Annotated in this window: 14 protein-coding genes; 9 read left to right on the top strand and 5 right to left on the bottom strand. The window is 65.8% G+C overall.

Translation table 11 applies throughout. The annotated features are described in order from the left end of the window. Positions 1 to 19: 19 nt before the first annotated feature. Together EDC31_RS03535 and tssH are read right to left on the bottom strand one after the other, a co-directional pair. Positions 20 to 1,030 carry a hypothetical protein gene (locus tag EDC31_RS03535; protein WP_042060650.1) on the bottom strand — a complete coding sequence of 337 codons (1,011 nt, stop codon included), beginning with the start codon at positions 1,028 to 1,030 and terminating at the stop codon, positions 20 to 22. A 59-nt stretch (positions 1,031 to 1,089) separates the two neighbouring features. Further along, on the bottom strand, positions 1,090 to 3,708 hold the full coding sequence (gene tssH / locus EDC31_RS03530) for a type VI secretion system ATPase TssH (protein WP_042060652.1): 2,619 nt from the start codon (positions 3,706 to 3,708) through the stop codon (positions 1,090 to 1,092). A gap of 236 nt (positions 3,709 to 3,944) precedes the next feature. Here tssH and tssA point away from each other — a divergent pair, with 236 nt between their 5' ends. The 8 genes from tssA (at position 3,945) to tssG (ending at position 13,065) form a co-directional block, all read left to right on the top strand. Then, positions 3,945 to 5,060 (top strand): type VI secretion system protein TssA, encoded by a 1,116-nt coding sequence (tssA, locus tag EDC31_RS03525; protein WP_042060654.1) that lies wholly within the window; start codon positions 3,945 to 3,947, stop codon positions 5,058 to 5,060. A gap of 71 nt (positions 5,061 to 5,131) precedes the next feature. Continuing rightward, the gene (gene tssB / locus EDC31_RS03520) at positions 5,132 to 5,638 is read left to right on the top strand and encodes a type VI secretion system contractile sheath small subunit (protein ID WP_042060656.1); all 507 of its coding nucleotides are present in this window, start codon (positions 5,132 to 5,134) and stop codon (positions 5,636 to 5,638) included. 4 nt (positions 5,639 to 5,642) lie between these two features. Next, positions 5,643 to 7,139 carry a type VI secretion system contractile sheath large subunit gene (gene tssC, locus EDC31_RS03515; protein ID WP_042060658.1) on the top strand — a complete coding sequence of 499 codons (1,497 nt, stop codon included), beginning with the start codon at positions 5,643 to 5,645 and terminating at the stop codon, positions 7,137 to 7,139. Positions 7,140 to 7,154: 15 nt separating this feature from the next. Beyond that, positions 7,155 to 8,825 carry a type VI secretion system contractile sheath large subunit gene (gene tssC / locus EDC31_RS03510; RefSeq protein WP_052512098.1) on the top strand — a complete coding sequence of 557 codons (1,671 nt, stop codon included), beginning with the start codon at positions 7,155 to 7,157 and terminating at the stop codon, positions 8,823 to 8,825. After that, positions 8,825 to 9,655 (top strand): type VI secretion system accessory protein TagJ, encoded by an 831-nt coding sequence (locus EDC31_RS03505; RefSeq protein WP_042060661.1) that lies wholly within the window; start codon positions 8,825 to 8,827, stop codon positions 9,653 to 9,655. The genes tssC (EDC31_RS03510) and EDC31_RS03505 overlap by 1 nt, the downstream gene beginning before the upstream one ends. A gap of 4 nt (positions 9,656 to 9,659) precedes the next feature. Next, positions 9,660 to 10,148: a type VI secretion system baseplate subunit TssE gene (tssE, locus tag EDC31_RS03500; RefSeq protein ID WP_042060663.1), complete on the top strand. Its 489-nt coding sequence runs from the start codon at positions 9,660 to 9,662 to the stop codon at positions 10,146 to 10,148. 5 nt (positions 10,149 to 10,153) lie between these two features. Beyond that, complete coding sequence (gene tssF / locus EDC31_RS03495; RefSeq protein WP_042060666.1) at positions 10,154 to 11,986, top strand: type VI secretion system baseplate subunit TssF; 1,833 nt, start codon at positions 10,154 to 10,156, stop codon at positions 11,984 to 11,986. Between the two features lie 5 nt (positions 11,987 to 11,991). Continuing rightward, a complete protein-coding gene (tssG, locus tag EDC31_RS03490) occupies positions 11,992 to 13,065 on the top strand; it encodes a type VI secretion system baseplate subunit TssG (RefSeq protein ID WP_052512100.1) in 1,074 nt (357 codons plus the stop codon). 130 nt (positions 13,066 to 13,195) lie between these two features. Here the strand turns inward: tssG and EDC31_RS03485 are convergent, their stop codons facing one another. Genes EDC31_RS03485 through EDC31_RS03475 form a run of 3 tightly spaced genes read right to left on the bottom strand, consistent with a single transcriptional unit; the run spans position 13,196 to position 18,332 of the window. After that, positions 13,196 to 13,708 (bottom strand): hypothetical protein, encoded by a 513-nt coding sequence (locus EDC31_RS03485; RefSeq protein WP_132126911.1) that lies wholly within the window; start codon positions 13,706 to 13,708, stop codon positions 13,196 to 13,198. After that, on the bottom strand, positions 13,705 to 17,889 hold the full coding sequence (locus EDC31_RS03480) for an RHS repeat-associated core domain-containing protein (RefSeq protein ID WP_081797777.1): 4,185 nt from the start codon (positions 17,887 to 17,889) through the stop codon (positions 13,705 to 13,707). The genes EDC31_RS03485 and EDC31_RS03480 overlap by 4 nt, the downstream gene beginning before the upstream one ends. Next, positions 17,886 to 18,332 (bottom strand): DcrB-related protein, encoded by a 447-nt coding sequence (locus EDC31_RS03475; RefSeq protein WP_042060668.1) that lies wholly within the window; start codon positions 18,330 to 18,332, stop codon positions 17,886 to 17,888. Before EDC31_RS03475 ends, EDC31_RS03480 begins: the two co-directional genes overlap by 4 nt. A 195-nt stretch (positions 18,333 to 18,527) precedes the next feature. Between EDC31_RS03475 and EDC31_RS03470 the strand changes: the two genes are divergently transcribed. Further along, positions 18,528 to 19,475, top strand: a complete 948-nt coding sequence (locus EDC31_RS03470) for a GlxA family transcriptional regulator (RefSeq protein ID WP_042060670.1) — start codon at positions 18,528 to 18,530, stop codon at positions 19,473 to 19,475. Positions 19,476 to 19,582 lie beyond the last annotated feature (107 nt).

Here is a 19,582-nt window from a genome sequence, read left to right as displayed (position 1 = left end):
GTCCCCGGCCGCCGGCCCGTTACGCGAACCTGAGCGCGACGCCGGCCACGGCGACAACGGAGGCGACGGCGGTGAGCCAGAACGCGATCTTGCCCAGGCTATAGGCGTTGTTCGTCGCGGATTTCTCGCGGATGTCGGCCACGAGCTTGTTGGTCTGGTCGATCAGGTCTTCGAGCATCTTGTAGAAGGCCTTGATGTCCTCCATCTTCAGATCCCAGGCGGGAACGTCGGCCTCGACCGGGACGGCGAGGACGCCGTTGAGCAGCGTCGTCAGTTCCGTATGGCCGTTGGCGTAGCGGGTGCAGATGGTGTTGGCCGTTGCGTACCAGCCGGGCAGGAGCGCCGCCGTCACCTTGCGCTTGTTGTGCATCCATCCGTGCATCCGGCGGACACGGTATTGGGAATAATAGCCGAGTGTGCCCTGGGCTTCATTCTCCGCGATTTGCGCGGCCCCGGGCTTCGCCCCCACCTTGCTCTTCTCGCGGACCTCTTCGAGCAGGCTGGCGAAGTTCTCTCGCAGCTCGGCGGGAGGATATGTTCCGATATCGTCTCTCTGGCGTTGCAGCTTCGCGCGGATATAGGTGCGGTCCTCGATTTTCTTGCGGTCCTTGCTCTCGCTCTCGGAGGTGCGTTGCGCCACCCGGTCGTCATGCGTTTCCCGCATGGCCGAGAGCATCTGGCCCAGCGTCCGGTTGACGCTGGTCATTTCGCCCGTGAGCCGGTCCGTTCCGATGGCGGGAGGGACGCTGCGGAGCTGCCCGGCGAGCTGGGCGTAGAGGGCCTGAATCTCCGGATCCCCCCTCTGCTCGGTCGCGGCGATCACGTCGCGGAGCACCTGCTGGGTGCGATTGATGTCCTTCATCCGGCTCGCTTCCTCGCGCACGGCGCGGGCGCGCTCCGCGCCGTCCTCGATGCTCGACGGGCGGCGCGACTGGCGGCCGCCCGATCCGTGCGCCTCGTAATAGACGGAGGCGCTATCGTCGAGAACCGGCGAAGACCGGCCGTCGGCTTGGGAAGATGAACCGGACATGATTGTTTGTCTCCTTGTTTCCGCTGACTCAGAGGATTGACTGCCTCAGGGGCTTTGACTCAGGGGATCGACAGGTCGAAGCGCCAGCCGCCGTGCCAGGACAGGCGCCCGCTTCCGCCTTGCGTCCGCGCGCCCTGACCCAATAGCCGGGACGCCAGCAGGGGCATGATCTCGCCCGCGATCGTCCGCTCGATCACGCGGGCGCCGGAAGCCGCCGAGCCCGACCGCTTGGCCAGGAGGTCGGCGGCGTTCTCGTCCACCTCCAGCGTCAGGCCGTAGAGATCGGCCACGCGCCGGATGACCTTGCCGATCTGGAGGCCGACGATCCGCCGCCGGGTCTCTTCCGAAAGCGGAAGGTACGGCACGGTCGTCACGCGACCCAGGAACGCGGCCTTGAAATGCTTGAGCATCTCGTCGTGCAGCGCCGCGGCCAGCCCCTCCGCGCCCGGCGCCGTGTCCGGATCGGCGAAGAGCGCGTCGATCAGTTGCGTTCCTGCATTCGTCGTCATGATGACGACCGTGTTGCGGAAATCGATGTCGCGCCCCTCGCCGTCCTTCATCGTCCCCTTGTCGAAGACCTGGAAGAAGACGTCTTGCACGCCGGGATGGGCCTTCTCGAACTCGTCGAGCAGGAGGACGGAATGGGGGCGCCGACGCACGGCCTCGGTCAGGATGCCGCCCTCTCCATAGCCGACGTAACCGGGAGGGCTACCCATCAGGAGACTGACTTTATGCTCCTCCTTGAATTCGGTCATGTTGATCGTCGTCAGGCTCTGGGGACCGCCATAGAGCAGATCGGCGAGCGCCGCCGCCGTCTCCGTCTTGCCGACGCCCGACGTGCCCACCATCAGGAACACACCGACGGGTTTGCGCGGATCGGTGAGACCGGCGCGCGAAACGCGGATCGCCTGGGCGACGGCCTGGAGCGCGTGATCCTGCCCCACCACGCGCGAGCGCAGGTCATCCTCCAGCCGCAGCAGACGCAAGACCTCGTCCGCGCGCATCCGCCTGGCCGGCACGCCGGTCCAGTTCTCGACGACCTCCGCGATCACCTGCGCATCCACGACGGGGTGGATCATCGGATGGTCGCCCTGCACGGCCTGCAACTGCGCCGCGATATCCAGCGCCTGCCTGCGCAGCTCGGGCGCCTCGTCCGTGGCGGACTCCGCCTGATCCCGCAGGACCGCGAGCTTTGCGACCAGTTCCGCCTCCTCGGCGAAACGTCTCTCGTCAGAAACCAGCGTCTCGTTCAGATCCGCCAACTCCGTCCGCAATTCCGAAAGCCGCGCCTCATGGCATGCGCCGGAGCGTTCCTCGCGTTCGAGAAAGCCGATCTCCCGCTCGATCGCAACGATCCGGCGGCGACGGCTCTCGATGCTGCCGGGCGTGCTCGCCTGGCTCATTGCGACGCGCGCGCAGGCGGTGTCCAGCAGGCTCACCGCCTTGTCCGGCAGTTGACGGTCGGGAATGTAGCGGCTCGAAAGGCGAACGGCGGCTTCCACGGCCTCGGCCAGGATGCGCACGCCGTGATGCGTCTCGAGCACCGTGACCAGCCCGCGAATCATGTCGAGCGCGACAGGCTCCGCCGGTTCCTCGACCTGTACCATCTGGAAGCGTCGCGTCAGCGCCGCGTCCTTCTCGAAATAGCGCTTGTATTCGGCCCGCGTCGTCGCGGCGATCACGCGCAGTTCCCCGCGCGCCAGAGGCGGCTTGAGCAGATTGGCGGCGTCCCCCTGCCCCGGCTGACCCCCGGTCCCGATCAGGGTGTGCGCCTCGTCGATAAACAGCAGAACCGGGGTCGCGGATTTGCCGATCTCGTCGATCACGGCATGCAGGCGGTTCTCGAATTCGCCCTTCACGCCCGCACCGGCCTGAAGCAGACCGAGATCGAGCGTCCGCACGGCAACTTCGCGCAGCGCGTCGGGCACGTCGCCCACGGCGATGCGGAGCGCCAATCCCTCGACCACGGCCGTTTTTCCGACACCAGCCTCGCCCGTCAGGATGGGGTTGTTCTGCCGCCTGCGCGTCAGGATGTCCACGATCTGACGGATCTCCCGATCACGCCCCAGGATCGGGTCGATCCGCCCCGCGCGGGCCAACGCCACCAGATCGGTCGTGAACCGATCGAGCGCCGGAGTGCCGGTCGGCGCGGCCGGCACCGCACCCCCCTCCGCCACGACCTTCCCGGGCGTGCCTTCCTCGCTGCTCCCGGCCGTCAGCCGCGCGAAGTCCCGCACGAGCATCTCCCCGCTCAGCCGCCGCAGGGCGGGAATCGCCGCTTTCAGCCGCGACGCGACGACCTCGTCGCCGAGACACGCGCACAGCACGTGCCCGGAGCGCAGAACCTCTTCCCGCAGATCCACCGAGGCGATCAGCCACGCATCCTTGAGAATGCCGACGAGTTCCGGCGCCAGGGCGGGGCTGCGCCCGTTGCCGGTGGAAAAACGGTCGAGCGCCGCGTTCAGCCCGGCCGCCACCGCGCCGCTCCCGATTCCCTCATGCGCCAGCACACGGCTGACGTCCGAACCGTCCGCCTGGAGAATCTGGAGCAGCCAATGCTCGATCTCCACCGTATAATGAGTCCGCGACAAGGCGGTGCCCGCCGCCGCCTCGAGGGCTCTGCGACCCGCATCATCCAGACGTTCGATCAGTCGCGGAAGGTCGATCGCCGCCGCCATGCTGCCTCCATTGACCGCCGCCCCTGCGCGACATGCCGGGCCGTGCCACGAGCCGCCTCGCACCGCACGGGCCCGCGTTGTGAGCCCCCGATCTTCCGCAGGTTCGAAAGAAGCGTCCATCGCATTGACGTTTCATTTGTAGCTTTTTCGTCGACGCGACTGTCTTGTGACGACGCATTTCCCCCGCGCATAGTCGGAGCATACGGAACGGCTTCGAGAAGGTATTTCCAATCGACATGTCCATCTCCGCCGACGACGCCATGCTTGCGAGGATCGCCGAGCCGATCGGGAGGGAGGCTCCGTGCGGACGCGATCTGCGCGAGGAGACGGGCGCGGACGCCCTCTATCCGGCGATCCGCGACGCACGTTCGGCGGCGCGGGCGCATGAACGCTCCCTCGACGACGATCCGCAACGCGCCACCGGCGTGCCGGAGGAATGGCGCCGCGTCGAGACGCTTGCGGTCGAGGCGCTCGTCTCGCGCACGAAGGACATCGAACTCGCAAGCTGGCTCGTCGAGGCGCTCACCCGCCGCGCCGGACTGTCCGGGCTCGCGCTCGGCGCGCGCGTGATCGCGTGTCTCGTCACGGAATTCTGGACGCGGGGCCTGTATCCGGCGCTGGAAGCCGACGATCCCGAGGCGCGGACCTTCGCCGTGTCCGGCCTGAGCGGAATGGATCGCGACGGCTCTCTGATCCAGCCGATCCGCAAGATCGTCCTGTTCGAAATGGCCGACGGGCGTCCGGTCACATTGTGGGAGTATGAGCGCGCGCGGTCCCGCGCGGCATCGCTGGCGCAAGGCGAGCACGTGCCCCGCATCGCCGACGAACTGCCTTCTCTCGACCAGATGGAGGCCATTGCGCGCGGGCCGGGACAGGCGAGCCTCGCCGCGACAGGACGCGCGGCAGAGGATGCGTGCGCCGCCTGGAGCGCGCTGGAAGCCGGTTTCGCGGAAGCGTGCCGGTCCTGCGAGCCGCCCGCCGCGGCGCCCTCGACCTCGCGCGTCGGGAGGCTCCTCGAAGATATCCGCACGGCGGCGCTGCGATATGTGCCTCGGAGCGAGCCGCCCGCGGCGATTCCCGGCGAAGAGGACATCTCCCCGTCGGAGGAGATCCGGGCCGAAAGCGCCGCGACGTGGAAGCGCGGAACACGCGGCGAGTTGCTCGACGATGCCCTGGATATCGCCATGCGTTTCCGGGCGATGGAGCCGCATTCACCCTTCAGTTACACGCTGGAAAACGCCGTCCGGCGTGCCCGCCTCCCCCTGCCCGAACTGCTGCGCGAAGTCGTGGCGGACGAGGCGTCCCGCGCCGAAATCCTGATCCGGCTGGGCATTCAGGAACAGGAAACATAGCGCGTATTTTTTTGATCGGAACGCCCTGCCGGATCGGCTGCACGGGCACTTTGGCAAGATTGGAGCGAGTCATGAGCGCAAGCATTCACGAGAAACTGGCCCGCGTCCGTCGGCCGCGCGTCCACATCACTTATGAAGTCGAAACGGAAGGGGCCGAGGTCGTCCGCGAACTGCCGTTCGTCGTCGGCGTCATCGGCGATTTCTCGGGCGACCCGACGATCCCCCTGCGCCCCTTCGCGGAGAGGCGCTTCATCCAGATCGACCGCGACAATTTCGACGAGGTGATGCAGCGCATGGCGCCCGGGCTCAAGCTCAAGGTCGCCAACACGCTGAAAGGCGGCGACGAGACGATGGCCGTCGATCTCGCCTTCAACAGCATCGAGGATTTCGAGCCCCAGCGCATCGTCGAGCAGGTGCCCGCCCTCAAGGCGCTCCTCGAAACGCGCAACCGGCTGCGCGATCTCATGAGCAAGGCGGACCGCTCCGAAGAACTCGAGGCGTTGCTGGAACGCATCCTGAAGAACAACGACGAACTCTCGGCCCTGAACGCCGAGTTCGCATCCCGCACGGAGGGCTGAACCCATGTCCGGACCCGATCAGGCCGCCCAGGCGACCCCCGTCTCCACCACGGAAGAACATGGCGCGGCCCTGCTCTCCCAGGTCGTCGCCGCCACGCGGCAGACCGAGCCCGACCGCGCGGCGGAACTCGTCCGCACGCTCGTCGAGGAGGCGGCCAAGGGGACCGTTTCCTTCGACCGCAACCTCACCCGCACGATCGAACGCGCGGTCGATGCGCTGGACGTGGCGATCTCCACCCAGCTCAACGCGATCATGCACGATCCACGCTTTCTCACGCTCGAAGGAAGCTGGCGCGGGTTGCACTACCTCGTCATGAACAGCGAGACGAGCAGCAATCTCAAGATCCGCGTCGTCAACGCCAGCAAGCGCGAACTCCATCGCGACCTCACGCGCGTCGTCGAGTTCGACCAGTCGCTTCTCTTCCGCAAGATCTACGAGAACGAGTTCGGCACGCCGGGCGGCGAACCCTACGGCGCGCTCATCGGCGATTACGAATGGACGAACGTCCCCGAGGACATCGAGACGTTGCGCGAGATCAGCCACGTCTCCGCCGCCGCCTTCGCGCCGTTCGTCTCCGCCGCCGGCGCCGGCATGTTCGGCTTCGCCGACTGGACGGAACTCGCCCGCCCGCGCGATCTCGCCAAGGCGTTCGACACGGTGGAATTCCTCAAATGGCGCGGGTTCCGCGAGAGCGAGGACAGCCGCTTCGTCTCCCTGACCCTGCCGCGCGTGCTGAGCCGTCTGCCTTACGGCGAAGGCGTGAAGGCGGTGGACGAATTCCGCTTCGAGGAAGCGCCGCGCGCGCCCGACGGCAAGCCTCTCGCCCTGCCGCATGGTCATTATTGCTGGATGAACGCGGCCTATGTGATGGGCGTGCGCATGACGGACGCCTTCGCGCGGACGGGTTTCTGCACCATGATCCGTGGCAAGGAGGGCGGCGGGCGCATCGACGACCTGCCCCAGCATATCTTCCAGTCCGATGACGGGGACATGGATGCGAAATGCCCGACCGAGATCGGCATCACCGACCGGCGGGAGAACGAACTCTCCACGCTCGGCTTCCTGCCGATCTGCCATTACAAGAACGAGGATTACGCCGTCTTCTTCGGCGCGCAGACGACCCAGAAGCCGAAGATCTACGACCGGCCGGAGGCCACGGCGAACGCGGCGATCTCCGCCCGCCTGCCATATATCATGGCAACGAGCCGTTTCGCGCATTATCTGAAAGTGATGGCGCGGGACAAGATCGGCTCGTTCATGGAGGTCGGCGACTGCGAACGCTGGCTCAACGGCTGGATCAGCCGCTATGTCAACGGCAACGACCTCGCGGGACCGGAGAGCAAGGCGCGCTACCCGCTCCGCGAGGCGCGCGTCGAGGTGGCGGAAATTCCCGGCCGGCCCGGCGCCTACAACGCGGTGGCCTATATGCGCCCCTGGCTTCAGCTTGAGGAGCTGACCACCAGCATGCGCATGGTGGCGCGCATCCCCGAGCGTCTCTGACATCCGGTCGGCCTCATGCGTCACGCCACCGGCCCCACGCGCGACGACAACGCGCCAGAAGCGCCTGGCACGCATGAGGGCGCGGGAGCCGGTGCGTCGCGGGCGAGGCGGGATTTTCCCGTAGGCGCGCGCGACGGCCTGCTCGCGGGCGCTCACACCACGACCGGATGGGAGTGCACGGCGTTCGAACGTTTCTTGCGTGAGGATGACGTGGCGCTCGCCGCCTGGTTCGGCGACGGAGCGCTCGACGAGATCGCATTGCGTCCCGCGGCGTCGGAGGCGCTCAGGGGGCGCGTGGATCGCGACATCGCGCGGATCGACGCGATGATCGCGCGGCAAATCGACGCGATCCTCCACCATCCCCGCTTCTCGCGCCTCGAGGGATCTTGGCGCGGCGTGTGGTGGCTCGTCTCGGATTCGGACCCGGAGGAAGGCTGCCTCGTGCGGGTCATGTCCCTGCGCTGGGCCGAATTGTCGCGCGACCTCCTGCGCGTGCTGGAGTTCGACCAGTCCGCCTTCTTCAAGCTGGTGTATGAGGGGGAATTCGGCCATGCGGGCGGCCATCCCTTCGCCCTGATGGTCGTTGACCACGAGGTCGCCCATCTGCCGCCGAAGCGATCCGCCTTCGACGATGCGCCGGTGGACGACGTGGAGGTTCTGCGCCAGCTCGCCTCGATCGCAGCCGCCGCCTTCGTGCCGATGGTTCTGTCGGGCGCGCCCCGTCTGCTGGGCGTGGAGGCCTTTTCCGCCCTCAGCCTCACGCAGGACATCATGGCGGTGCAGGACGACGCGGATCACCGCCGCTGGCGCGCCCTCACCACCATCGAGGATTGCCGCTTCCTCTGCCTGACGCTGCCGGGCATGCGCGCGCGTCCCAGATGGACACGCGGCAACAATGCCCTGCGGCACGAGGAATATGCGCCCGACGCGGCGCGACAATGCTGGCATGTCGCCGGATACGCCTTCGCACGCAACGTCCTGCGTGCGCAACGCCGCTATCTCTGGCCCGCCGACATCCGCGGCGTGACTCCGGGGCGCCATGCGGGCAGCTTCGTGTCCGGCGCGGTCTCGGACCCGCTCGCCTTCGGCGCCGTGACGCGGGTCGCGCGCGCGCCGACGGAGCTGGGCTTCACGGACCGCCAGTCGCAGGCCCTGGTGGAGGGCGGCGTCATGCCGCTCGACACGCTTCCCTTCGGCGGTGTCGCCTTCGCCTCGACGCGGAGCCTCCGGGCTCGAGCCGCGCCGCCCCGGCAGCCGGACGCCGCGGACAGAAACCAGCGTCTCTCCGCGGAGATCGCTCCGCTCCTGTGCGTCTGCCGCTTCGCCCATCACATCAAGATGCTCGGACGCGACATGATCGGCCGCATGGCCACGCCCGGCGAAATCGAGCGTGAATTGCAGGACTGGCTCGGGCGACACACCAACGCCAGCAGCCTTTCCTCCGGTGAGAGCCGGGCGCGCTATCCGCTGCTCTCCGCCCGCGTGCAGGTCACGACGCGCGAAGGCCAGCCGGGCCATTACGGCTGCATCATCCACCTGCAACCGCATTATCAGCTCGACGACATATCGACCACCTTCCGCCTCGTGACCAACCTCTCCCTCGCCGAGTCCATGACTCCTCCCCCGGACCTGTCCGCCATGGGAACGAGGCGCGGCGGGGGCGGACAACTGGAGATCGCCGGATAATGTCCTCCACCACACAAGCCTCACCCTCTCCCGGAGACTTCTTCCGGAACGGCGATCTGAGCGGCGCCATCGCCGCGGCATCGGCCCTCGTCAAGGCGTCGCCGAGTTCGGTCGCGCCCCGGCTCCTGCTGGCCGAACTCTCCCTCTTCACCGGCGATCTGCAACGCACCGAAACCGTGATCGCCAGTCTTGCCGCCATCGATCCCGGCATGGAACTCGTCGTGGCGGAATTCCGCCAGCTTCTTCGTGCCGAGATACAACGGCGCGCCGTGCTCGACGACGGCGCCGCGCCGGAGTTCCTGACCGTTCCCGGCGCGAGCCAGCAGCACGCCCTGCGCGCGCTCGCCGCCCTGCGCGCGGGAGAGATCGAGGACGCGACCCGGGAGGCGGCGGCGGCGGAAGACGCACGGCCGCGCCTCGCGGGAACCCTGGCGGGCGGGGATGGTCCAACGGCCGCCTTCGACGATTTCCGCGATATCGACGACATTCTCTGCGGATCGCTCGAAATTCTGACCACGACCGGCAAATGTTACTGGGTGCCGGCGGACTCGCTGATCGAGATCACGTTTCACGCCCCGCGGCGCGCCCGCGACCTGTTCTGGAGACGAGCGACGGTCGTTGTGCGCGACGGCCCGGAAGGCGAGGTCTATGTCCCGGCGCTGTATCATCCGGCCGGCGCGAGCGATGCGCTGCGGCTCGGCCGCGCCACGGACTGGTCGACCGCGCCCGGGCCGGTGCGTGGAAGCGGGCTGCGAACCTTCCTGGTGGGAAATGACGCCCGCGACATCCTCGCGCTCGACCACCTGATCTTCTCCGCCGCCGGCACGTAGCGCCGTGCGAAGCCCGGCCCTCGCGACCCTTTCCGTTCTCGACCGGCTCCTGGACGACAGGCCCGGCCAGGCATCCGATCCGCCATCCTCCGGTCCGCTCACGCTGGGCCGGATGCGCGCTTCCGTCCGGCGCGATCTGGAGGCGCTGCTGAACGCCACGCGTCCCTGGATCGTCCCCGCGCCGCACCATGCCGAGCTGACGTGCTCGCCCCTCGGATACGGGCTGGAGGACGTCACCGCGCGCGTTCTTTCGAACGAGAGCGAGCGGGAGCGGATCCGCGCGGAGGTGGAAACGACGATCCGACGCTTCGATCCGCGCCTGACCGATGTCCGGGCCACGCTTCTGCCTGACGATGCGCCGCTCTCCACCGCCATCCGGCTGCGGATCGACGCCGTCCTGCTGATCGACCCGGCAGCGGAACTCGTGCGCTACAGCACGGCGATCCTGCCGCCGGGACAGGCCATTTTCGTCCGTGCGCTCCACGAGACATAAGTCCGATGGCCGACGACTTCATCAACGCCTATCAGCGTGAGCTCGAAGCCCTCCGCACTCTGGGCGACGCCTTCGCCCGGACGCACCCGAAGATCGCGGGTCGGCTCCGGCTTTCGCGCGAGACGGTGGACGATCCGCATGTCGAACGGCTTCTCGAAGGGGTCGCGTTCCTGACGGGGCGGGTGCAGCAACGGCTGGACGATGATTTCCCCGAACTCACGGACACGCTGCTCGATATCCTCTACCCGCATTATCTCGCGCCGCTGCCTTCCGCCTGCATCGTCCAGATCGAAGGCATGCCGGATGCGAGGACGGCCATTCCCGTCCCGCGCGGCGGGGCGTTCCAGACCGTGGTCCCGGACCGCCCCGCCTGCCGGTTCCGGACCGCCGCGCCCGCGGAGATATGGCCGATCCGCGCGCATGACGCACAGTTGCGGCCGGCGCCGTTCGACGCGCCGGCTCATCCCACCTCCCGCCATGCGCAGGGCGTCCTGAGCCTGCGTCTTTCGCTGACGAATCCCGACGCCTGTTTCAGCGATATCGCTCCCGCGCAGCTCCGGTTCTTCATCCACGGGCCGCCAGATCAGGCGACGGCGCTTCTGGAACTGATCTGCGCGCACACGATCGGGATCGCCCTGGCCTCAAGCCCGAACGACGACCGGCCGACCCCCATTCCCGTGGGAGGATTGCGCCCCTGCGGCTTTGAGCCGGACGATGCGCTCTATCCCTGGCCGCGCCGGTCGTTCAGCGGGTTTCGCCTTCTGACGGAATATTTCGCATTTCCGGAAAAATTCCTGTTCTTCACGCTGGATGGCCTCGAGGCGCGCACGCTTGTCGAGACGCGCGCGGAGATCATGCTCTTCTTCTATTTCGACACGATCTTTCCTACGCTGGCCCGCACGCTGCACCCCGACGCGCTCCGCCTCAACTGCGTGCCGGTCGTCAATCTCTTCGAAGAAGGATGCGAACCCGTAACGCTGACCCACTGGCAGACATGCTATCCGGTGGACCCGCCGCGCCATGCGAGCGACACGGCGGAAATCTGGCAGATCGATTCCGTCCGCGAGATTCACGATGACGGCACGAGCCGTCCCTGGCGCCCGCTCTATCGCCATCTGGCGACCGGGGAGGCGGAAGCCGCCGGAGAATACACGGTGTCGCGGCGTGCCTCCCCGATCAATGGCGCGATCGAAACTCATCTCGCCCCCGTCAGTTTCGACTCCGGAAGCAGCCCCGGAAGCGACGAGGACGCGTCAGAGGCGCGGCTCCTGTCGATCGACGCGACACTGTCCGACGGCGACCTGCCCGCGCTTCTGCCTTTCGGAGGCGGCGCTCCTCTCTTCACGCCCGAGCGGGGCCTCGGCGGTCTGACGCGCATCCTCTGTCTGACCCCGCCCACGCAGGGCTGGCGTCGACGCCAGAGGGAGCGCAGCGCCTGGGCGCTCATCACACACATGACCCTCAATTATCTCAGCCTGACGGATGGCGAGGACGCGACGCCCGCCCTGCACGACCTGCTGACGCTCTATGACGTCCGGGGGTCGGCCCAGACGCGCGCGGCGATCTCCGGCCTGCTGCATGTCCAGTCCCGCCCGACGGTCGCACGCCTTTCCGACGGATTGAAAATCGGCCTGTGCCGCGGGATCGAGGTCATTCTCGTCTTCGACCCCGCCGCATGGTCGGAACATGGGCTTTTCCTGCTCGCCAGCGTGCTCGATCGCTTCCTGGCCTTGCACGTGGCCACCAATAATTTCGTTCGCACCACAATCCGGCTGCGCGGACACCCCGACGACGCCGTGCGCTTTCCACCACGCGCCGGCCACCGCCGCATTTCCTGACGACGATGCCGTTTCCGCTCGACACGACCGGCGCCCGCCTTCCCGAGAAGCCCGACGGCGGCACGGAGGGCGCCACCCCCCGAGCCGACGAGGCCCCTTCCCGCGCTCTGGCCGCGCTGATCGAAACGCCCGGACGTTTCTCGTTCGACGCCGCCATCGCGTTGCTGCATTCCGCGACCGGAGTCCCGCTTTCCCAAAGCGTCCACTTCCGCACGCCGCCCGGCCTCGCGACGCCCTGGCGCGATATTCTGGAGGTGCGCCCGCTTCCGGACGGAACCTATGAAGTCACCATCGGCTTCGGCGGTCTGACCGGCCATGACGGCGTCCTGCCGCGCCATTACAGCGCCATGGCGGATGAGGCGTATCGAGCCCGTTCCCCCGCTCTCGCGGCCTTCCTCGATCTTCTGGCCCAACGCCCCCGGGTGCAGTTCGCCGAGGCGGGAATGAAATATACGGCGCGGGCCGCCATCCGCGCGGAGCCCGGGGCGGGGACGGCCTGCGCCCTCGATCGCGCCCTTCTCTCGCTGATCGGCGTCGATCCGGCCAAGGGCGTGGCCCTCGCGGGATTCGACACGCGTCACCTCCTTTATTTCTCCGGCCTCCTCGCCACCCGTCCACGCTCGGCGGAGCGCCTGCGCACCCTTCTGGAAGAATGGGTGCGTGCGCCTGTCCGTGTCGAACAATTCGTCGGACAATGGATCAGCGTGCCGCCCGACCAGCAATCCCGCCTGCCGGGCCCGAAAGCCGGACAGTTCTCCCAGCTGGGTGTGGATGCCGTCATCGGCGCATGCATGTGGGAGATGAACGCGCGCATCGAGATCGTCATTGGCCCCCTCACCCTGAATGACTTCCGCGCCTTTGCGCCAGCCGGGGAGTGCCATGACAGTCTGGCCGCACTGATCCGATTCTTCGTCGATGACGACGTGGAATGTGTCGTGCGTCTGGGGCTGAAACGCGAGGAAGTGCCTAAGGCCCGAACGGAAACGGCCAGATTGGGTATAGACGGATGGCTGGCGCGGGCGGCCGAAAGGAATGCCGACGCCTATGACGTCTTTTTCCCCGTCTCCACAAGGCAGTGACATCGCCCGTGTATGGCCCGCGGCCGGATTCCGCCTCGGCGTTCACCATCACTCCCACTCCGGGCTTCGGTGAATTCCAGCGGGCATCCGGCATGCGCGCCGTATGAGAAGGGTCAGCAGACCGGCATTTTTACAGAATCATGTCGTCATTTATATCCGCCGTCAACGGCGGAAGGTGATCCCTCTTGGACAATTCAATGATGTATCCGGCATCCGCCACGGACTCGAAATGATCCCTGTCATTATATAATTTTACGGAAACAGCATACATGCCGGGATTTATTGCCAATTTTACAGGAATAACCTCCTGCCCATGAGCGCCCCATTCCATAAATGCCCCCATATCAGCAATATAACATTCATTTTTTATCAATAACGGAAAATAGGCGTTTTCCTTCCACACTGAATTTTCTTTTTCCGTTTCCTCAGAGTCGTCTTTTATTATTATATGATAATTATATTTTGGTATGTTTATCACGGGCACCAGACAACCCGCCTTTACGATCTCATCTCCAACATCCGTAGAAATGAACAGATCGAGAAGATTTTTTCCAGATATGTCTTCTTCAAAAAAACTCTCGACAACCCCTGGGTCAAAAATTGCAAACCCGTTTGTTCTGACCATTAAATTCAAATTCATCATTCGCACAACCCCCTGCTTTTGTTATGCCATTCCATCAATTTTACATAAGCGTCCTTTGGAGATACATCCTGCGCGAGCATCTCGCCAGTCCGTGGGATCTTCAGAGACCCCCGCATGTTGGAAACCCCGGCGTCCGACAATCCTTTTCCGGATGCCTGAAGTAACTCGTCGGATGTGCCTTCCCAAGGTCCCTGACGGCTGCCGAGATAGGGCGCCTGCACCCTGTGGAGCAGTTCGTGGTCGCCGGGCCGGTACGGTTCCGGAAAATAGGTCGGCGTGTCACGTGCGGTTCCGAGATTTTCCAGATTCAGACCTGCCGTATTTGCCTTGTTCCGCCAGACGAGATGATGTCCCATCCCATCGGGATTCCAGCGCCATGGCATCAGGCCCAGCGGGTCACTCTCGGCCAATGGATTGTGCGGGTACGAATACAAATTGAAGCGCGCGAGCAGCCCGATGGGATCTTGCTGGATATAGCACCCTGTTTCCGGCGCATAATATCGGAATCTGTTGTAATAAAGCCCCGTCTCCATATCCTCATACTGGCCCTGAAAACGGAGGGGCTGCGCGATCGCGGCATCCGACGCCCGCGCAACGGCGCCCCATGCCTTCATCCAGCCGCGCCAGATCACCTCGCCACGGTCATTCGTCACCTCGCGCGGCGTGCCGAGATGATCCAGATGGTAGTGGCAAACCGCGTCGCCCCGGATCATCGCGAGAGGCCGGAAGCTCTCGGGCTCATGCAGATACACGGTGTGGAACGGCGATCCTTCCGGCCCCTCGCCCAGCAGCACGTCGCCCAGCCAGACAAAGGCATGGCGCTCGGCCGACAGCCGCGCCAGCCGCCCTTCCGCCCCCGCGTCATTGGCCGCGGGCAGCGTCCAGCGCTCGATCTCCTTGCTCACGCGCCGACCCAGCGGGTCATAGCGATAGCGGGCGCGCAGCGTGCCAAACCGCGTGCGCTCCTCCATCTCCCGCAACTGGTTATCCGCGCCGTAGCGATAGTCGCGCTCCACGCCGCCGCGCGCACCGCGCCGCTCGCCGATCCGATTGCCACGCGCGTCATAGGTGAAATGCCGGTCGCCGTGAAATTCCAGCCGGTTCCCCGGCGCAGCGGCGGCCCCCTGCAGAATATTGCCCGCGGGATCGAAGTTGAAACGTTCCTCCGCCCAGCCCTCGACGGAAATCAGACGGCCACACGAATCATAGCCATAAGCCATGTTCCCCAAGGCCAGATCGGATAATTCGCGAAGCTGATCCGCGCCGTCATAGCGATAGCTCCGGTCGATCAGAGGCGGGCGATGACTTTTCTCCGCCCGCTGCCGCGCCAGCCGCCCTTGCGGATCATAATCCGTACGCGTGGTGAGCCCCCCCGCGACCCGCTCGATTTCGCGCCCCAGAACATCCCGCGCGAAACGGACGACGCTTCGCCCGGCAAAGAAAATTTCCTCCGCCGCGTCCCGACCGTCCCAGCGTGTCTCCAGCCTGCGGCCGTCCGGCAGCACAGTCGCGATCCGCCGACCGCGCGCGTCATGCTCGTGGGTGAGTCTGTGCTCGCCCTGCTGCTCGCTCAGCAGCAGCCCGGTCGGGTCATACGCAAATGTCAGCGCGCCCCAGCCATTCGTCGCCTCGACGAGCCGGCCCGCCGCGTCATAGCGATACTGCGTCGGCGCGTCTCCCACAGGCTCCAGCGACACGAGCCGCCCGGCCTTGTCGCGCCGATGACACGTGCGGGTGCCGCCCGCATCCTCGTGCTGCAACAGGAAACCCGCCGGATCGTAGCTATAGGTCTGTCTCCGGCCGTCAAACCCGCGTTCGCGCACGAGTTGTCCGGCGGCGTCATAGGTCAACTCGCACACCTCATCCTTCTCATTGGTGAGGCGGATGAGGTTGAGGTCGCCATCATAAGCATAACGCAGGATGCCGCCATCGGCGGCGCGACGTTCCAGCGGCACCGGCAGCCCGTCATAACGCCAGCGCGTCTCCTGCCCCAGCGTATCGCGAAACGCTATCAGCGCGCCTTCGGCGTCGTAGCTGTACGCCGCGCACTCGCCGGTCTGGCGCTTTTCCTCCACAACCCGCCCGACCAGATCGCGCCGATAAGACGTCGCGGCCACGCCGCCATACGCGACCCGCTGCAACCGCCCCAGCCTGTCCCAGTCGTAGCGGACCCGAATGGCCCCCGTTCCGTCCGCCTCGCTCGCCGGCAGACCGTCAGCCGTCCAGCCAAGGCGGCGGTGCACGCCCAGCGCATCCTGAACCGCGAGCGGACGTCCCCGCGTGTCGCGCAGGAAACGGCGCTCCCGCCCCGCCGCGTCAGTGGAGCGGATCAAATTCAGGCGTTCGTCCCATTCGTAATGCGAGATGCCGCCATCGACCGCCTGTATTTGCCGAGGACGATCCGTGACCAGCCCATCCTCGCGCAGAGGAGAGAAATGAAAGGACACGGATGATCCGTCAAACCCCTGACGGCCCGAAACGCGGCCATGGGCGTCGAAGCTCAGCCGCGCGGTCGCGCCATCCGCCCGCGTCTCGAGCGTCATCCGTCCCAACGCGTCATAAAGACGCGAACTGCGCCGCCCCAGCCCGTCGACGATCCGGGTGATTCTCCGCGCCTGATCCCAAAAATACTCTTCGCACGCACCGTCGCGCGCGACGACACGGGTGACGCCACGCGTCAGGTCATAGGAAAAATGGCGTTCATGCAGATTGCCGTCCCCCCATGTCGACACGCAACGCGCGGCCCGGCCCAGCGAGACATCGTCATAGCGGAAATGATACCCCAACCCGGCGGGCCGCGTCTCATCGACAAGAAGATGGCCGTGATAGACGTAGGCAAAGCCGTTTCCCAAGGCATCGGCGGACCGGATCAGATCGCCCGCCGCATCATATTCCAGTTGCAGGAGCGGGATCGTCTCATGCCCGATCGTCGGATGCGGCGCGATGACGGACAGGACGCGACCGGCCTCATCGGTCGTGACTGAAAGATGCCGCCCGGCACTGTCGATAATAGCCGTCAGCCGGTCGCCCCCGCTGCGCGACAGGGTGATGGCATTGCCGTTCGGATCGCTGATGCGTACGAGGCGACGCAAATCTCCCGCGAGAGGCGGCCCGAAATCCCGCCGGATGCCCTGAAAATCGGTTACCCAGTACGCGCGCCCGTCAGTCCATAATTGCAGTTGCTCGACCGCATCCAGGCTGGGCCTGCCCGGGGCGGGGGGCGCGAAGACAATCAGCCGCCCTTCTTCATTGCGATAGGTCCAGCTCCGGCCGGATGCGCCGGGCCAGAGCGCCATATCCAGACTGTGATGCCAGCCATGCCCGCACTCCCCCACAAGACTCGACGATGACATCCAGAGCCGATGGAAGCGGAGCGGGATCGGTCCGGGGAGCATGAAATCCTCATGCTCCGTCATGACTTCGCCACTTGCCACGTCGACCGGATGCCCGGACCAGCAGCGGGATGAAAGCCTGTCACCCGCAAAGCCCCCGGCCAACCCGCCAATCGTGCCGCCGATCAGCGCGCCGATTGCCTGCCCTTTTTCGCCATAGCCCAGAGCGGAAGCCGCCTCCTGCCCGGCATATCCGCCCAGCGCGCCCCCGGCAGCGCCCAGCGCGGCGACGGCCAGCCCTCCGGTGACGGCGGCGCCGGCGAACGCCACCCCCATGAGCGCATAATTCACTCCGGCCGGCACTTCAGGGTTGATGGCCAGGCCTTGCGCGGTCGGACCGCCGATCATCGTGTTGGGCGAGCCTTCGGTGATCACGGCGGAACAGACCAGCTTGTCGCCCACGCGCGCAGCGGGAAGCCCGTTGATGAGCACTGTTTTCGATCCCGTCGCGACGGGGATCATCGGGTCGTGCTCGCAGCAACTTCCAGCGCCGCGGAGGGCCATGACGGCCGGCCGGCCGTTGATGAGCACATTGACGGAACCGATTTCCAGCACGCCGGTCGGCGGCCCGTCGAGCAGCGCGCCGATCGATTCGCCCATCAGCCCCGCGCCCGCCGCCCCGGCCGCGATCCCGCCGACGATCACCGGCAACGCGGCCCCTCCGGTCGCGACGACCGCCGCGACGGCGACACTGGCGGCGAGGCCTATCGCCAACCCCGCCAGCAGACCGTTCATGGCCTCGGAATGGCCGAACGGATCTCCGACGCGCGCGGCGGACATTGCGCTCATGCAGAGAGCGTCACCGAACCGAGCAACGCCGCGAAAGAGCGGGCATGGTCGCGAAATTCAGCGTCCGCTGCGGTTGCGGTCGCAACCAGAACATGATCGTTGCCCAGCGGGTAAAATACGATCCATTGCCGCACGCGGAGAGCGCCGGACATCCACGTCACATTGACCCGGATGACCGGAACGTCGCGAAGGATCAGCTTTTCCGGTGGGTCAAAGAGTGGATCACGCAGATGCGGCGTCATGGCGCGAATCTGGCTCCGGACATAGGCCATGAGTTGATCCGGACGCTGATCGGGGGCGCCGCCGGGAAGAGTTTCGCGCGTCAGCACGACATTGGGCGCAATGCCCGACGGCGGCGTGGGCTGCGGCGCCGAATGGATTTCCAGCACACGACTTTTCCAGCCGGCGGGCGACGTCACGCCGAAAGCAGGGGGGACCGCCATTCAGGCTCTTTGTCCTTTATTTCCGTCAATTTCCGGGATCACTATGGTGGCCTGACGACACGCCGTAAACTCGGGGAGCGTTTCGTTCGTAACATTTCACGATGCCGAGGCGGCCGGTATGGACCCGGGATTTGACGGCATCGCCTCGAGAAGAAACATATGGCGCGAATCGCCTTTTTCCCTTAAATTCAGACCATGCATCATATCGGATTTTTCATCTGCCCGAACCACCGGATTCTCGACCTTGCTGGTCCTCTGGGCGCTTTTGAAGAGGCGAACAGCTTCATCGAGGGTGACGCCTACCGGCTGACGGTGATTTCCGAGTTCGGAGGCGTCGTTGTCGGGAGTTCAGGGGCTCCCATTCACACTCAGTCGTTCCGCGATGCGACGTTCGACACGATTATGTTCATCGGCGGGGATATCGGTTCTTTTCAGAATCCTGGCGTCATCGCAGCCGCAAAGGACCTCGCAGCGCGTACACCCCGTGTCGCGAGCGTGTGCACAGGCGCGTTCCTCCTTGCGGAAACCGGGCTTCTCGACGGCCGCCGCGCAACGACCCACTGGCGTCTCGCACCGGAGTTGCAGCAGCGATATCCGTCGATCAGGGTCGAGGCCGATCGCATCTTCATCGCGGATGACAATTTCTGGACCTCCGCGGGGATTTCGGCCGGGATCGATCTGGCTCTGGCGCTCATCGAGGCCGACCGCGGAACCGATATTGCACGCGAGGTCGCGCGTGAACTCGTCGTTCCCTATCGGCGCTACGGGGGCCAGTCGCAGTTCTCGGCCATGTCCCAGATGGAACCGGAATCGGACCGTATCCGCATGGCGCTCGCGTTCGCGCGCGATCATCTGGCGGAGCCGCTGCCGATCGAGCGGCTTGCGGACGCCGCCAGATTAAGCGTCCGCCAATTTGGACGCGCTTTCCGGCGTCAGACCGGTGAAACACCGGCCAGGGCGGTGGAACGTTTGCGGGTCGAAGCGGCATGCATTCGCTTGCAGAATGGCTCAGAACCGATCGAACAGATCGCAAAGTCTGTCGGCTTTACTGATCCGGAACGCATGCGCCGCGCCTTCGTCAAGCTGCACGGTCAGCCCCCGCAAGCGATCCGGCGCGCCGGTCGTCAGGAGAACGCCGTCTAACACTACAGTTGCATTTTGTGTTGAGTTCTGAATCTATGGGTAACCATGATTCAGGATATGATAAGTGGCAGTACGTCTGTTGAAGAGACGCTGGATTTGTGGTCGTC

The sequence above is a fragment of the Acidomonas methanolica genome (genome assembly GCF_004346035.1).
Classification (GTDB): domain Bacteria; phylum Pseudomonadota; class Alphaproteobacteria; order Acetobacterales; family Acetobacteraceae; genus Acidomonas; species Acidomonas methanolica.
Note: the sequence above shows the minus strand (reverse complement) of the source record. Positions and strands in the feature narration are given on the sequence as shown.

Coding starts and splice junctions, on each gene's coding strand:
- tssB (WP_042060656.1), top strand. CDS start 5,132: ATGAGCGCAAGCATTCACGAGAAACTGGCCCGCGTCCGTCGGCCGCGC.
- tssG (WP_052512100.1), top strand. CDS start 11,992: ATGCCGTTTCCGCTCGACACGACCGGCGCCCGCCTTCCCGAGAAGCCC.
- tssC (WP_052512098.1), top strand. CDS start 7,155: ATGCGTCACGCCACCGGCCCCACGCGCGACGACAACGCGCCAGAAGCG.
- tssA (WP_042060654.1), top strand. CDS start 3,945: ATGTCCATCTCCGCCGACGACGCCATGCTTGCGAGGATCGCCGAGCCG.
- tssC (WP_042060658.1), top strand. CDS start 5,643: ATGTCCGGACCCGATCAGGCCGCCCAGGCGACCCCCGTCTCCACCACG.
- EDC31_RS03470 (WP_042060670.1), top strand. CDS start 18,528: ATGCATCATATCGGATTTTTCATCTGCCCGAACCACCGGATTCTCGAC.
- EDC31_RS03505 (WP_042060661.1), top strand. CDS start 8,825: ATGTCCTCCACCACACAAGCCTCACCCTCTCCCGGAGACTTCTTCCGG.
- EDC31_RS03475 (WP_042060668.1), bottom strand. CDS start 18,332: ATGGCGGTCCCCCCTGCTTTCGGCGTGACGTCGCCCGCCGGCTGGAAA.
- tssH (WP_042060652.1), bottom strand. CDS start 3,708: ATGGCGGCGGCGATCGACCTTCCGCGACTGATCGAACGTCTGGATGAT.
- EDC31_RS03485 (WP_132126911.1), bottom strand. CDS start 13,708: ATGATGAATTTGAATTTAATGGTCAGAACAAACGGGTTTGCAATTTTT.
- EDC31_RS03480 (WP_081797777.1), bottom strand. CDS start 17,889: ATGAGCGCAATGTCCGCCGCGCGCGTCGGAGATCCGTTCGGCCATTCC.
- tssF (WP_042060666.1), top strand. CDS start 10,154: ATGGCCGACGACTTCATCAACGCCTATCAGCGTGAGCTCGAAGCCCTC.
- EDC31_RS03535 (WP_042060650.1), bottom strand. CDS start 1,030: ATGTCCGGTTCATCTTCCCAAGCCGACGGCCGGTCTTCGCCGGTTCTC.